We start from the raw sequence: 14335 nt of genomic DNA on the forward strand, positions 1-14335 counted from the left end.
TGGCGCCACGCATCGCTTACAGGCGATTGCGCCGCCGCCGGATCAGCAGGTACACCGCCGGCACCACGAACATCGACAATAGCGGTGCGGTGATCATGCCGCCGACCATCGGTGCGGCAATGCGCTGCATCACTTCGGAACCGGTACCGGCACCCAGCAGAATCGGCAGCAGGCCGGCGATGATGACGGCCACCGTCATCGCTTTCGGGCGCACCCGCTGCACCGCACCGGCCCGGATTGCGGTCAGCAGGTCGGCCTCGCTCGCCTCGCCGCGCGCCAGACTGGCATCCCAGGCCTGGCGCAGATAGAGCAGCATGATCACACCAAACTCGGCCGACACGCCGGCCAGCGCAATGAAGCCGACCGCGCTGGCCACCGACATGTGCTGGTCCAGCAGCCACAGCAGCCAGATACCCCCGGCCAGCGCAAACGGCAGCGTGGCCAGAATCAGCACCGCTTCATCGAGACGGCGAAAGGTCAGGTACAGCAGCAGCGCGATGATGGCCAGCGTGGCCGGCACGACGATGCGCAGGCGCTCGGTGGCGCGTTCCAGATATTCGAACTGGCCCGACCACGAAATCGCGTAACCGGCCGGCAGCGTCACTTGCTGCGCGACGGCTTGCTGCATCTCGCGCACCGCCGAGCGCAAATCGCGTTCGCGGATGTCGACATAGACCCAGCCGGACAGCCGCGCGTTTTCGCTCTTGAGCATGGGCGGACCATCGCTGATGCGGATCGCCGCCAGATCGCCCAGACGAATCTGCGCACCGCGCCCGGTCAGCACCGGTAAATCGCGCAGCGCGCCGACCGAGTCGCGCAAGCCTTGCGGATAGCGCACATTGATCGGAAAGCGCTGCAAGCCCTCGACGGTTTCGCCGATATTATCGCCACCGATGGCAGCCGCGATGATGCTCTGTACTTCGGATATCGGCATGCCGTAACGCGCCGCCGCCGCGCGGTCGATATCGATGTCGATATAGCGTCCGCCATTGAGCCTTTCGGCCAGCGCCGAACTGATGCCGGGCAGCGGTTTGACGATGTGTTCGATCTGCTGCGCAAGGCGGTCGATTACCTTCAGGTCGGGCCCGGCGACCTTGATGCCGACCGGGCTCTTGATGCCGGTAGCGAGCATGTCGATGCGGTTGCGGATAGGCGGCACCCACAGGTTCGATAGTCCCGGCACGCGCACGATGCGGTCCAGTTCCTCGACCAGCAGTGCCGGTGTCATGCCGGCGCGCCATTGGTCGCGCGGCTTGAAGCGGATCGTGGTCTCGAACATTTCCATCGGGGCCGGATCGGTCGCGGTCTCGGCGCGACCGGCCTTGCCGAAGACAGTGGCGACTTCGGGTACGGTCTTGATCAGCCGGTCGGTCTGTTGCAGTAATTCGGCCACCTTGCCGATGCCAACCCCGGGCAGTGCCGACGGCATGTACAGCAGGTCGCCTTCATCGAGCGGCGGCATGAATTCGCTGCCCAGTTGGGATGCCGGCCATAGCGTCAGCAGCGTCGCGCAGCAGGCCACGACGACGGTGGTTTTCGGGAAGCGCAACACGCCATCGAGCAAGGGCCGGTAGGCCGCGCCGAGCCAGCGGTTCAGCGGATTGGTGTGCTCGGCCGGAATCCGGCCGCGGATCAGGTAGCCCATCAGTACCGGGATCAGCGTCACCGACAGCAGCGCCGCCGCCGCCATCGCGTAGGTCTTGGTGAACGCCAAGGGCGCGAACAACTTGCCTTCCTGGGCTTGCAGCGTGAACACCGGAATGAACGACAGCACGATGATCAGCAATGAGAAAAACAGTGCCGGCCCGACCTCAACGGCAGCATCGCCGATCACGCGCCAGCGTTCTGCCGGCAATAGCTTGCGCTCCGGATGATCGTGCTCCCAGGCTTCGATGTGCTTGTGGGCGTTTTCGATCATCACGACGGCCGCATCGATCATCGCGCCGATCGCAATCGCAATCCCGCCCAGCGACATGATGTTGGCATTGACGCCTTGCATATGCATGACGATGAAGGCCGCCAGGATACCGATCGGCAGTGTGATGATGGCCACCAGCGCCGAGCGCAGATGCCCGAGGAATAGCGCGCAGACCAGCGCCACCACCAGGAATTCCTCCAGCAGTTTTTCGTGCAGGTTGCTCACTGCGCGTTCGATCAGGTCCGAGCGGTCATAGGTCGTGACGAGCTCGACACCGGCCGGCAGGCTGCTTTTCAGCGTGGCCATCTTGGCTTTCACGGCAGCGATCGTGCTCAAGGCATTTTTGCCGGAACGCAGGATGATCACGCCGCCGGCGACTTCGCCTTCGCCATTGAGTTCGGCCACGCCGCGCCGCATTTCGGGGCCGATGCGCACCTGTGCGACATCACCCAGACGCACGGCCACGCCGGCATCACTGGCGCTCAGACCGATCGCGCGGAAGTCTTCCAGCGAGCGCAGGTAACCGTTCGAGCGGACCATGTATTCGGCTTCGCCCAGTTCGAGCACGGCACCGCCGGTTTCCTGATTGGCACGCTTGACGGCCTCGATCACCTTTTCGTGCGTGATGCCGTACGCACGCAGCTTGTCCGGGTCGAGCACGATCTGGTACTGCCGCACCATGCCGCCCAGACTGGCAACTTCGGCCACATCGGGCACGGTCTTGAGTTCCGGTTTCAGGAACCAGTCCTGCAACGCGCGTAGCTGCGACAGGTCGGTCTTGCCAGTGCGGTCGACCAGCGCATATTCATAAATCCAGCCGACCCCGGTGGCATCCGGTCCGAGCGTGCTGCGCGCTTGTGGCGGCATGCGTGCCTGTGCCTGTCCGAGCGATTCAAGCACGCGCGAACGGGCCCAGTACGGATCGGTGCCATCCTCGAACAACACGTAGACGAACGAGTCACCAAAGAACGAATAGCCGCGCACGGTCTTCGCGCCCGGCACCGACAGCATCGTCGTACTCAACGGATACGTGACCTGGTCTTCGATCAGTTGCGGTGCCTGCCCCGGATAAGACGTACGGATAATGACCTGCACGTCGGACAGATCCGGCAGCGCATCGAGCGGCGTCTTGTTGAGTGCCCACAAGCCCCAGCACGTGACGAATAGCGTGCCCAGCAAGACCAGCACGCGGTTGGTGATCGACCAGCGAATCAGCAGCGCGATCATGGCGCGGCCATGCGGCTGGTGACGCCTTTCAGGCTGGCGTCGGAGTCAATCAGGAACTGGCCCGAGCTGACCACTTTCTGGCCGGCTTGCAGGCCGCTCAGCACGATGGTTTTGCCATTTTCTTCGGCACCGGTCGTGATATCGATGGGTGTGAACGTGCCACCGTCATTGGCGAGCATCACGACGGTGCGCGTGCCGGTGCGGATCACCGCTTCGGTCGGCACCAGCAGCACCGGTGCGCCGGCCGGTGCCGAAAATTGCAGCGTCGCGAACATGCCGGGCACCAGCACTGCGCCCGGATTATTGAGTTCGATGCGCACTTTCAGCGTGCGCGTGATCGCGTTGATGTCAGGCAGGATCGCATCGACCCGGCCGCTGAATGTCTTGCCGGGTAGCGCGGCGATCTGCGCACTCACGGCCATCCCCGGGCGGACCCGTGCGACCAGACTTTCCGGCAGTTCGGCTTGCAGCCAGACGGTACCGGTGCCATTGATCCGCAGCAGCGGCGCCCCGGCCATCACGGTGCTGCCGGCCCGTATCGATAACTCGGTGATGACACCGTCGACCGGCGCGCGCAAGGTCATGCGCGGCTGCACCTTGCCGCTACCGGCGACCAAAGCGATCTGCGTGTCGTTCATGCCGACCAGCACCATGCGCTGGCGTGCTCCGGCCAGCAGCATCGCGTTATCCGGCAGGCGCTGCACGGTCAGGAATTCTTCCTGCGCGGCGATCCAGTCCGGCACAGTCAGTTCGACCAGAGTCTGGCCTTGTCGCACCGGATCCAGCACGGCGCGTACCGGCAGACGTTCGACGAAGCCGTTCGCGCGCGCTTGCAGCACCACCACGTCGCGCTCGTTCCAGGCAATCGTGCCAACGGCGGCGAAGGTAGCCGGCAGCGCGCCGGACGTCACCAGCGCCGTGCGTACGCCGAGGTTTTGCTGCATGCGCGCACTGATGGCGACGCCACCCTCGTCGCTGCCGGCATCGGCATAGACCGGCACCAGCGCCATATCCATGAACGGCGACGGACCGGGTTTATCGAACTTCTGGCCGGGCACCATCGGGTCGTGCCAGTACAGGACTTTCTTGTCGGCGGCCTTTTCCGGGACGGTGCCGGCAGTGGCCGGCATCGCCATGGACTGGTGTTTGCCTAGCTGATACAGACCGGTGCCGAGGGCAATCGCGGCGATGGCAATGAGAGGGAAAAGCAGGCGGTTTTTCATTGGGTGACTCCGGATTCGTCGAGCAGCAGAAAGTTGAGTTGGGCCCACAGGCGGGCGGCGCTGGCAGCGTGATCGAGGGCCATCAGGGCGACCCCGGTTTCGGTACGCCGCGCCAGCAGCAGGTCCGGCAACGTCGCTTTGCCGCCGTTCCAGGCGGCCAGCACGGCAGCACTGCGCTGTTGTGCCAGCGGGATCAGTTCCTGCTCGTAGCGCTGGTGGCGTGCACGGTCGGAGCGCCACGCGTCGATCAGATTGCGGGTTTGCGCAGTGCGCTCACGCAGTGCTTCGTCGCGCTCGGCACGCGCTTGTCCGGCAGTGGCCAGACGTGCTGCCAGCGTGCGGTCCTGGCGATTGGCCTGGTCCAGCTGGAACGGGATCGACAGCCCGACCGACAGCATGTTCGAGTAGGCCGGGCCGCGTTGTGCATAGCCGACCTCGATGGTCCAATCGGATTTTTTCTCGGCCAGGGCCAGATTGGCATCGGCAGCGGCGACCTGTTCCTGCGCCGTCAGGACGGCGATCTGCGATTCGCGCGACAGGTCGGGGCTGCGGGTGTCGAGCGCAAGGTGATCGATGTCGGGCGGGGCGGATAAGGTGCCGGTGTCGGTTGCGCCGGTCCAGCGCGACAGCATCGTGGCGGCCGCGCGCAAGCGTTGCGACAAGTCGTCGCGCTGGTCGTCGATCAGCGCCAGCGCACTGCGCGCTGCCAGTACATCGGCGAGACTGCCGCGACCGCCTCGATAGGCCCCGTCGGCGGCGAGGATTTCCTGCTGCGCCTGCGTTGCCTGAAGCGCCACCAGCGCGACTTTCTGTTCGGCGTAATAGCGATCCAGCCAGGCCATTGCGGTCGCGCGGCGCAGTTCGGCAGCGGCGGCGCGCTGCTGTGCGTCGGCTTTGTCGGCAGTGCGCAATTGCACGTCGCGTCGCAAATTGCGCTTGTCGCTACTGGTGAGTTCCTGCTGGATGCCGACCCGCCGCATCGTCATGAAATCACGCCCGAGACTGCCCCGGTCGGGGCCGTCGGCCGGGATATTGTCGATACCGATCTTGAGCATCGGGTCCGGCAGCTGGCCGGCCGCAACCGCCAGCGAACGGGCCGCGTCGGCGGCCGCCTGATGGCTGTCGAGCTGGCGGGAATAATCGAGGGCTTGCTGCTGGGCGGCCGCTAGCGTGAGCGGGGCGGCGTGCAGCGCGCTGGCAGCCAGCACGGTGCTGGCGAAAAGGACGAACGAATGACGCATGATTTCTCCGGATAACAGGACACAACGGTGGCGCGCAGGGCGTCACCACGGACAGGTTCAGTACCGGAAAAATCAGAGCTGGAAGCGGCAGTGCAGGAGGTTGCTGGGGGGAGCGGTGGTACGCGCCAACACGAAGCCGGGCAGCAGGCTGCGCGGTGTTGGCAGCGTGGCCGGGGCCAGCAGTTGTACCAGCGCGGTTGGGATAAACAGCGCGACCGGCGGCGCGACGGGTTTGTCCGGAGCTTGGTGGCCATCGTGCTGGGAGGCATGGCACAGCGCCGGTTGCGCCGTGTCCATGCCGACACAATCAGGCATCGCCTGCACCACCATCGCGCTGGTCTGCCCCGGACACGCGTACGCGGCCAGCGCCAGCTGTGCAAATAGCACGCCGGCAATGACAACGAAGACGACCAGCAGGCGTCGCAGGGACAAAATTTTCATGCGCGCAGTCTAACCGAATTTCGGCGTCACGCTAGCCGGGAACGTCGGTGCGCGTCGATGCCGGGTTGCCTGCTCATAGGAATACGCCAGCTTGATCAGCATGCCCTCGGCATACGCACCGGCGACAAACGACACGCCCACCGGCAGACCCGCCACGTAGCCGGCCGGCACCGTGATGTGCGGATAACCGGCCACCGCTGCCGGACTCGAAAAACTCTCGCCGTAGTGATCGGCATTGACCGGATCGGTCAGCCATGCCGGTCCGCCGGTCGGTGCAAACAGCGCATCGAGTTTGAACTCGGCCAATACCTGATCGATACCTTCGGCACGCGAATAGCGCTGGTTATTGGCCAGCGCATCGCGGTATTCCTGGCTGTCGAGACCGCCCTTGGCCTCGGCCCGCAAGAATAGTTCCTGGTCGAAGAAACCCATCTCGATGGGCCGGTGGATCAGGTTGAAGGCGATCACATCCTTGAGCGAACGCACCGCTGCGCCTTGCCCGAATTCGGCCAGATAGACATTGAGGTCGGCCTTCAGTTCATACAGCATCACTTCCAGTTCCGAGTCGCCGTACTTGCTGATATTGGGTAGTTCGACGTCGATCAGGATTGCGCCTTTGGCTTTCAGGACCAGTAGCGCCGCGTCGGCGATATCCTGCACGGCCGGGTGGGAGGAGCGGGCATTGGTGACTACGCCAATGCGGGCACCGCGCAAACCATCGGCATCAAGGAAGCGGGTGTAATCGCGGGCTTTGCCGGCGCTACCGGCGGTGGCGGCATCGCGTGCATCGACGCCGGTCATCGCACCCAGCAGCACGGCGGCATCGGCGACGCTGCGGGTCATCGGGCCGGGCGTGTCCTGGCTGTGCGAGATCGGAATGATGCCGTCGCGGCTGATCAGGCCGACCGTCGGTTTGAGGCCGACCAGCCCGCAAATCGACGCCGGCGAAGTGATCGAGCCATCGGTTTCGGTACCCACCGCAATCGCTGCAAGGCTGGCAGCGATTGCCGCCGCCGAACCGGAGCTTGAGCCGCTGGTATTGCGATCCAGCGCATAGGGATTACGGGTCAGGCCGCCGCGCGCGCTCCAGCCCGAAGTCGAGCGGGTCGAGCGGATATTGGCCCATTCGCTCAAGTTGGTCTTGCCGAGGATGACGGCACCGGCAGCGCGCAATTGCGTGACCAGAAACGCATCGCGCGGGGCTTTCGCGCCGACCAGCGCGAACGAACCGGCAGTCGTTTGCATCGCATCCGCGGTGGCGATGTTGTCTTTGATGAGGACCGGGATGCCGTGCAGCGGACCGCGCGGACCGGTTGCCTTGCGCTCGGCATCGAGCGCGCTGGCAATCGCCAGCGCGTCGGGATTGCGCTCGATGACGGCATTGAGGTGCGGGCCTGATTTATCGAAGGCCTTGATGCGGGCCAGGTAATGCGCGGTCAGCGTCCGCGAGCTCAGCGACCCGCTGCGCATGGCGGCCTGCAATTGGGCCACATCGGCCTCGACCAGGTTGATCTTGCTGCCGGCCGCATCGGCGGGCGCCGCGATAGTGCCGATGGCGCCTGCAGCGGCGCTCAACTTGATGAAATTTCTGCGATTCATGGTGGCTCCGTGGTGATGCAATAAAAAAGCCCCGCCGCGGTGCCTCTGGCGGGGCGGCCATCGTTGCAGGCTAACTTAAAACTTGTACGCTGCGCCAACGTTAATGAAGCGTCCGACCGCGCCGGCTTGATGCAGGCCGGCGTCGAAGAAGGTACCACCCGCGCCGCCGTAGGTCTGGTAATCCAGCGGTGGTGCCTTGTTCAACGCATTCTGCACTGAGGCGTGGAAAGTCCAGTGCTTGTCGTACTTGTAGCTGCTGTAGACATCGAGCGTCGTGAAGCTGGCAACGCGGCAATACTGTGCCGGTACGGCTGCCGAAAACGCCGGACCGCTGAACGAATTGTTGATCGCACTGGCGCAATCGACAGCGCCAACGGTCGGGTCGGTGACCTTGAAACTACTGATCCAGTTGACCGTGCCGGCGATGCTCAACGGACCGTTCTCCCAGGTCGTGATCAGATGAGCGCGGTCACGCGGATTGCCGGTATCGCCCGAGACGCCCGACGGACCATGCGTGCCGGCCAACTGGTAGACGGTGCCATCGGCGCCGACCTGCTCGTACTTGAACATATGCGATTCCTGGAATTCGACGGTCAGCTTGCCGGCGGCTTTCAGGTTCATCGTGTAGCGCATGTCGAGGTCGACGCCGCGCGTATGGGTACTCTGGGCATTTTCATACGGGAACGGCGCGAACAGGATATTGCCGGCACCCGGGGTCTGGTTGACGCTGCCGCCGGCGCCATTGAATGGCTGAATGGTCGGCGACGAGCGCACCAGATTATTGACAAAGCTGTAGGTCGGGTCCCCCGAGCTGGAGATGATCTGGTTGGCAATGCGGATGTCATAGAAATCCGCCGACAGATTGAACTGCCTGGTCGGCTCGAAGATGATGCCCAGCGTGTAGGACTTCGAGGTTTCGGGTTTGAGCCTGGCATTTGGTTGCTGCACGCCGAGCAGGCCAATGGCGCACTGGCGCGGATAGTTGCCGGCCAGCGTGGCCGGATCGACACCCGGCGCGGTGTTCGGGCAAAGCGTGTTGTCGCGGTAAGTGGTGTAGTAAAACGACTGGCCGGCGTTGCCGTTTTCGGCCGGATTCGGTGCCCGGAATCCTTCGGCATAGGTGCCGCGGAAGGTCACCACTTCCAGTGGTGCAAACTTGAAGCCGACTTTCGGGCTGGTTGCGCTGCTGCTGCCGTTGTACTTGTCGAAGCGCACTGCGCCGTCAAGCTCGAGGTTCTTGAGCACCGGGGCGACCAGTTCGAGATACGCCGCCGCGATGTTCTGGTTGCCGATCGCAAAGGCATTATTGCCAACCTGTGTGCCATTGGCAAAGGCATCAGCGGCTTGCGAATTGAGTTCACGGTGGGTGAACTCGGTGCCGACACCAATGGCCAGCGGACCGCCCGCCAGATCCATCAGCTCACGCGTGCCGCGCAGGCTGACGAATTCGAGGATGTCGGTGGCTTTCGAACTGGTTTTCGGCGCGACGAAGGCATTGGCGGCGGCGCTGTTGCCACCGGCTGCCTGGCCAACCAGATACGGCGTGGCCGGATTGTTCAGCGCCGATTGCAGGTTCAGGAAATTGATCGAGCCATGACCGGTCAGCTTGACGATGTTTTCCGTGAAGCCGGCCGAGGCAGTCACATCCCATTTGCCGAGCGTGCCGCTGAGGTCGCCGACAAAACGGTAGGTCTGTGAATCGACGGCGGTCGAACTGCCGCCCAGGTTGGCGAAGTTGTATTGCAAGACCTGCGTCGCGCCGGTGGTGTTGCCCGGATAGGTCGATGGCACCGTGATGAGCAACGGCGCATTGGCCGGCGTGATGAACGGGATGCCGCCCGGCTTGTAGGCCACTGATGACAAGCCGCTCAGGCCGCCAGTGCTGGAATAGCCGTTGATCTGCTCGGCTTGCGAATCGAACAGCGAGCCCTTGAGCTTGAGTTCCCAGTCGCCGCCCAGTTTTTGCGTGTGCGAACCGATGATATTGATGTTGCGGGTTTGCGGCTGGACTTCGAGGTTGGCAGTACGGTACGCGCATTGTCCGGCCGCGAGGCGGGTGGCATCGCAGCCCGGCAGGAAGCCGCTGATGTTGCCGCTGACCGGATCAAGCAGGTAGCCGGTGATGCTGCCCGGATAGCCGGCATTGAGATTGTTCGGCACGCCCGACGTCAGGTTGTTGCCGCCCTGGCTGCTCAGGTCGGTATTCGTGAAGGCCATGTTGCCGCGCTGCGAGACCAGGATTTTGTCCTGCTTGCGGTATTCGATGGACAGGTAGGTATTGCGGCCGTCTTCGGCCAGATTGCCCCAGCCGATGATGCCGGAAGCGTGGCTGGTGGTGCCGCCACCGCGCGTGCTGGTGCCGGTTTCGGCAGCGATTTCCTGGCCGACATAGGTTTTTTTCAGGATCACGTTGACCACGCCGGCGACGGCATCCGAGCCGTACACCGACGACGCGCCGTCCTTCAGGACTTCGATGCGGTCGATTGCCTCGAACGGAATCTGGCTGATATCGACGAAGCTGCGCTGGCCGTCATCGGACAAGGCATACGGTGCCATCCGGTGGCCATCGATCAGCACCAGCGTCGCGCCCACCGTCAGGCCGCGCAAGGCGACGCCGCTGGCACCGCCGGCAAAAGCGCCGTTGAACGATTGCGACAGCGTGCCCGCCCCGTTGGCCGTGATGTTGCGCAAGACGCTGGACACATCGGTGTAGCCCGATGCCTTCAAGTCCTGCAGCGTGATGACCTGCACCGGACTGGGCGTTTCCTTGTCGACGCGACGGATATTCGATCCGGTCACCTCGACCCGCTGGACCTTGTCGCCGTCAACTTGTTGCGCATGGGCGTTGTGGATCGCCAGCGGCATCAGGGCCAGACTGCCCAGTGCCAGCGCATTGATCTTGATGGTTCTCTGCATGGATTTCATCGTTGATTCCAGTCTTCATCCTCGGGTTGCCGGGCACAGGATAGTGTCCCGGCAGATACAGCGGTGCGCGCAGTTCGGGAGCGCTTGCTCCCCTGCTGTCGGTTGGTAAAGAGGTGTGTTGTGCGCTCAGTCGGGACGGATTTCCCGGACCAGTGCAGTCGCGCCGTAGATCACGGACAGGGTTTCGAGGATGGCACCGCTGTGCACGGCGACCGCCCGGTTGAGGCGCGGATCGAACCAGAATGCGCCGCCCAGCGAGTGGATATTGCCGTCGAAGATCAGGCCGACGATTTCGCCATTGCGGTTGACCATCGGGCTGCCGGAGTTGCCGCCGATGATGTCGTTGGTGGTCGAAAAATTGAACGCTTGCGATAGATTCAGACGCGATTTCGCTGCCAGCCACGAGGCCGGCAAGGCGAACGGGGCGACGCCGGTATCGCGTTCGAACGCACCGCCGATCGTGGTGAATGGCGCGACCGGCTTACCGGCTTCTTCCCAGCCCTGCACTTCGCCATAGGACAGGCGCAACGTGAAGGTGGCATCCGGATAGTCGCCGGTGCCGCGCTGGGCGAAGCGGGCTTGGGCGATCAGTTCCGAGTTGCGTTCGACGATGGATTCGACCTCGCGTTCGTAGTCCTTGCGCAGCGTCCGTGCGGCCGGATCGATGGCCAGTGCGAGCCGTATGAACGGATCATCGGAGCCTTCGATGGCGGCCTGGCCGCCTTCCCACAGCGCCTTGCGTGCCGCGATGTCGCCGAGACGGGTGTTGCCGATCAGCGCGGCGGCGAGTTGCTCCGGCGATTGCCGGCCCAGTACCTGCTTGACCAGCGGATGGTCGCTACCGAGCCGTTCGCGCAGCTTGGTCAGCGAAAAGCCGAACTTGACCTGTTCGAACACGGGGTAGACCGGCGCACTGGAAAACAGCTGCTGTTCCAGTTCAGGCAGCTTGCCGTCAGTGAACTCCGGCAGGCGCTGGCCGTTCGGCAGGCTGCGTTCGCGGGCGGCACGCACCAGCAGGCGGGCGTACTCGAAATACGTGCTGTTGAAGGCGCGCCCGCGTTCGATCATGCCGTAGGGTTTTTCCAGTTGGCGATAGGTTTGCTGGGCGGCGGCGATGGCGTCCCAGGCCGGGCCGACGGTGCCGGCAAGGGCGCTGCTGGCGGCGGTATAGCGACGCAGTTCGACCTCTTCGGCCAGCTTGCGTTCGCGCAGGGCCGGGTCAAGCAGGGCGCTCAGTTCGCCGAACATCGCCTTGTAGCTGTTTTCAACGCCAAACAGCGTGCCTTCGGAAATTCGTGCGGCTTCCGGATTGCTCTTGCCGAACTGCGCCAGCACGCCGCGCAATTCGGCCAGTTCCAGCAAGCCACCGATCAGGCCGAGGTCGCGGATCGTGTCGAGTTGCGCCATCGTCAACTGACGCTGGGTCGATCCGGGATGGCCGGTGACGAACACCAGTTCCTTGTCGGCAGCGCCGTTTTTGCTGAAGGGCAGGAAGTTGGTGATGGCGGCCGGCTTACCGTTTTCGTAGGCGCGCACCAGCGCAATATCGAGGTCGAAGCGCGGGAAGTTGAAGTTGTCCGGATCACCGCCAAAAAAGGCGCTGTCTTTCTCCGGCACCCAGACCAGCCGGGTGTCCTGGAAGCGATGGTAGCGGTACAGGTGATAGCGACCGCCGTGATACAGGTCGACGACGTCGCAGCGCACGGTCTCGCGCTCCTTGCCGATACAGGCCGAGGCAAGTGTGGCCTTGATTCCGTTTTGTGCTGCCTTGAATGCCTCGCCCTGCAAGCCGCGGGTGGCGTTCTTGACCTGGCTGGTCACGTCGGTGATCAGCTCGAGCCGGTTCAGCTCGATTTCCGGACAGCGCACTTCCTGCTCGCGCTGGCGTGCCAGGAATCCATCCTGCATGTAGTTCTTGCTGGCGCTCGAGAGCTGATCGACGCATTCGGAGGCGCAGTGGTGATTGGTCATCACCAGGCCATCTTTCGAGATGAACGACGCCGAACAGCCGCCGGCAATCCGCGCCGAACCTTGCATCATCCGGTTGGTCCAGGCGGCAGTAGGAGTGAAGTCATAGCCAGCCTGCAAGCGGGCGGTCGGCAGGTTGTCCAGCGTCCACATGCCTTCGGCCGCAAAGCTCAGGCCGGGCAACGCAAACAGGATGGCTAGAAACGAAGTATTACGCACGAATATCTCCCAAGTTTTAATTATGGGAAAGACAGTAGCATAGGTTAAAAAACAATGTTTTTTAGAAACTTAGATTCGCGGAGGGAGGGGTATTGCGTGGTGTTGCGCCATCAGAGATAGCGCAAATTTGGTCAGGAAAAAAATAGAAGCGTGAAGATTTTGTCGCGGAACGGTGGGTGGGCACGGGAGAATCGTGCCCACGCGAATGTACCGCCGGACGGTCGGAAGTGGCGGGCGTCGAACGGTGCAATGCCCTACGGTTATTGAACCCTACGACGCTACGACGCTGCGCTGTTGATCTAGCCCAGCAATTTCAGCAAAGCCTTCGCAGCCGGCTCCGACGAGGCTGGATTCTGGCCGGTGATGAGCAGGCCATCAGTGACGACATACGGCTCCCAGTCGGCCAGCTTGGAGTAGGTGCCGCCGTTTTGCCGCAGCATGTCTTCGACCAGGAAAGGCACGACATCGGTCAGCCCGACCGCCTGTTCTTCGGTATTGGTGAAGCCGGTAACAGCCTTGCCGGCGACGACGGATTTGCCATCGGCGCCTTTCGGATGGCGCAGCACCGCGGGTGCGTGGCAAACTGCTGAGACCGGTTTGCCGGCTGCCAGCAGGGTTTCGATCAGTTTGATCGAGGTGGCGTCTTCGGCCAGATCCCACAATGGCCCGTGGCCACCCGGATAAAAGACCGCATCGACACTGCTGACATCGACACTGGTGAGGGTCACGGTGTTGGCGAGGGCGGCTTGTGCTTCAGCATCTTCCTTGAAGCGTTCGGTGGCCTTGGTTTGCGCTGACGTGTCATCGCTTTTCGGGTCCAGCGGCGGTTGGCCGCCCAGCGGCGAAGCCAGCGTCAGCGTCACGCCGGCGTCCTTGAAAAGGTAATACGGTGCGGCGAATTCTTCCAGCCAGAAACCGGTCTTGTGGCCGGTATCGCCGAGTTTGTCGTGTGAGGTCAGTACCATCAGGATATGCATAGCGAGCCTTTCTATCGGGGATGTGGGTGTTTTTCGCTGCGCAGCATGACGCTGGCAAGGAAAGCAATCGTGGAGCGTACGCTGCCTCCGGCGTGCTTGTCAGTGCGCTGGCGCACTTGCGACGACGCTTTGGTCATACCGTCCGGATACCTGAAAATTCTTTCCAACGATGCTAGACTCGGCCGGCTTTTCGTAATTCGGGCAGTAAGCCTTTTTCAAGCCAACTGATTTCCCACCTTGAGGATTCACCATGACCATGAACCGCAGAACGTTCGTTATCCATTCGCTGGTCGGCTCCGCCGCACTGGTATCGGCCACACTGAGCCAGGCGCAAGCCGCCAAAGTCGCTGAAACCGATGCGCAAGCCGTCGCGCTGGCCTACAAGGAAGATGCTACCAAGACAGATAAAGTCAAATACCCGAAATACGCTGCCGGCCAACATTGCGCCAGCTGCCAGTTGTACGCCGGTGGGGCGACAGGCTACGGTAATTGCGCGCTGTTCCCGGGCAAGCAAGTTGCCGCCGCCGGATGGTGCAGCGCCTACGCCAAGAAGGCATGATCGACCGGTCATCGACCTGTTGACCCACAAAAAAACAC

9 protein-coding genes are annotated in these 14335 nt (G+C 63.1%); 1 reads left to right on the top strand and 8 read right to left on the bottom strand.

Annotation, left to right across the window (positions count from 1 at the left end):
• Positions 1-16: 16 nt before the first annotated feature.
• From RHM62_RS04785 to RHM62_RS04820, 8 genes are all read right to left on the bottom strand, one after another.
• A complete protein-coding gene (locus RHM62_RS04785) occupies positions 17-3145 on the bottom strand; it encodes an efflux RND transporter permease subunit (RefSeq protein WP_322124416.1) in 3129 nt (1042 codons plus the stop codon).
• Complete coding sequence (locus RHM62_RS04790) at positions 3142-4368, bottom strand: efflux RND transporter periplasmic adaptor subunit (protein ID WP_322124417.1); 1227 nt, start codon at positions 4366-4368, stop codon at positions 3142-3144. The genes RHM62_RS04785 and RHM62_RS04790 overlap by 4 nt, the downstream gene beginning before the upstream one ends.
• Positions 4365-5609: a TolC family protein gene (locus RHM62_RS04795; protein ID WP_322124418.1), complete on the bottom strand. Its 1245-nt coding sequence runs from the start codon at positions 5607-5609 to the stop codon at positions 4365-4367. The genes RHM62_RS04790 and RHM62_RS04795 overlap by 4 nt, the downstream gene beginning before the upstream one ends.
• 72 nt (positions 5610-5681) lie before the next feature.
• The gene (locus RHM62_RS04800; protein ID WP_322124419.1) at positions 5682-6050 is read right to left on the bottom strand and encodes a hypothetical protein; all 369 of its coding nucleotides are present in this window, start codon (positions 6048-6050) and stop codon (positions 5682-5684) included.
• A gap of 9 nt (positions 6051-6059) precedes the next feature.
• The gene (locus RHM62_RS04805; RefSeq protein WP_322124420.1) at positions 6060-7649 is read right to left on the bottom strand and encodes an amidase; all 1590 of its coding nucleotides are present in this window, start codon (positions 7647-7649) and stop codon (positions 6060-6062) included.
• A 75-nt stretch (positions 7650-7724) separates the two neighbouring features.
• Positions 7725-10574 carry a TonB-dependent receptor domain-containing protein gene (locus RHM62_RS04810; RefSeq protein ID WP_322124421.1) on the bottom strand — a complete coding sequence of 950 codons (2850 nt, stop codon included), beginning with the start codon at positions 10572-10574 and terminating at the stop codon, positions 7725-7727.
• 126 nt (positions 10575-10700) lie between these two features.
• Positions 10701-12761: a S46 family peptidase gene (locus RHM62_RS04815; protein ID WP_322124422.1), complete on the bottom strand. Its 2061-nt coding sequence runs from the start codon at positions 12759-12761 to the stop codon at positions 10701-10703.
• Between the two features lie 299 nt (positions 12762-13060).
• The gene (locus tag RHM62_RS04820) at positions 13061-13738 is read right to left on the bottom strand and encodes a type 1 glutamine amidotransferase domain-containing protein (protein WP_322124423.1); all 678 of its coding nucleotides are present in this window, start codon (positions 13736-13738) and stop codon (positions 13061-13063) included.
• A 250-nt stretch (positions 13739-13988) separates the two neighbouring features.
• Between RHM62_RS04820 and RHM62_RS04825 the strand changes: the two genes are divergently transcribed.
• A complete protein-coding gene (locus RHM62_RS04825) occupies positions 13989-14297 on the top strand; it encodes a high-potential iron-sulfur protein (protein ID WP_322124424.1) in 309 nt (102 codons plus the stop codon).
• Positions 14298-14335 lie beyond the last annotated feature (38 nt).

The organism is Actimicrobium sp. CCC2.4 (genome assembly GCF_034347385.1).
Classification (GTDB): domain Bacteria; phylum Pseudomonadota; class Gammaproteobacteria; order Burkholderiales; family Burkholderiaceae_D; genus Actimicrobium.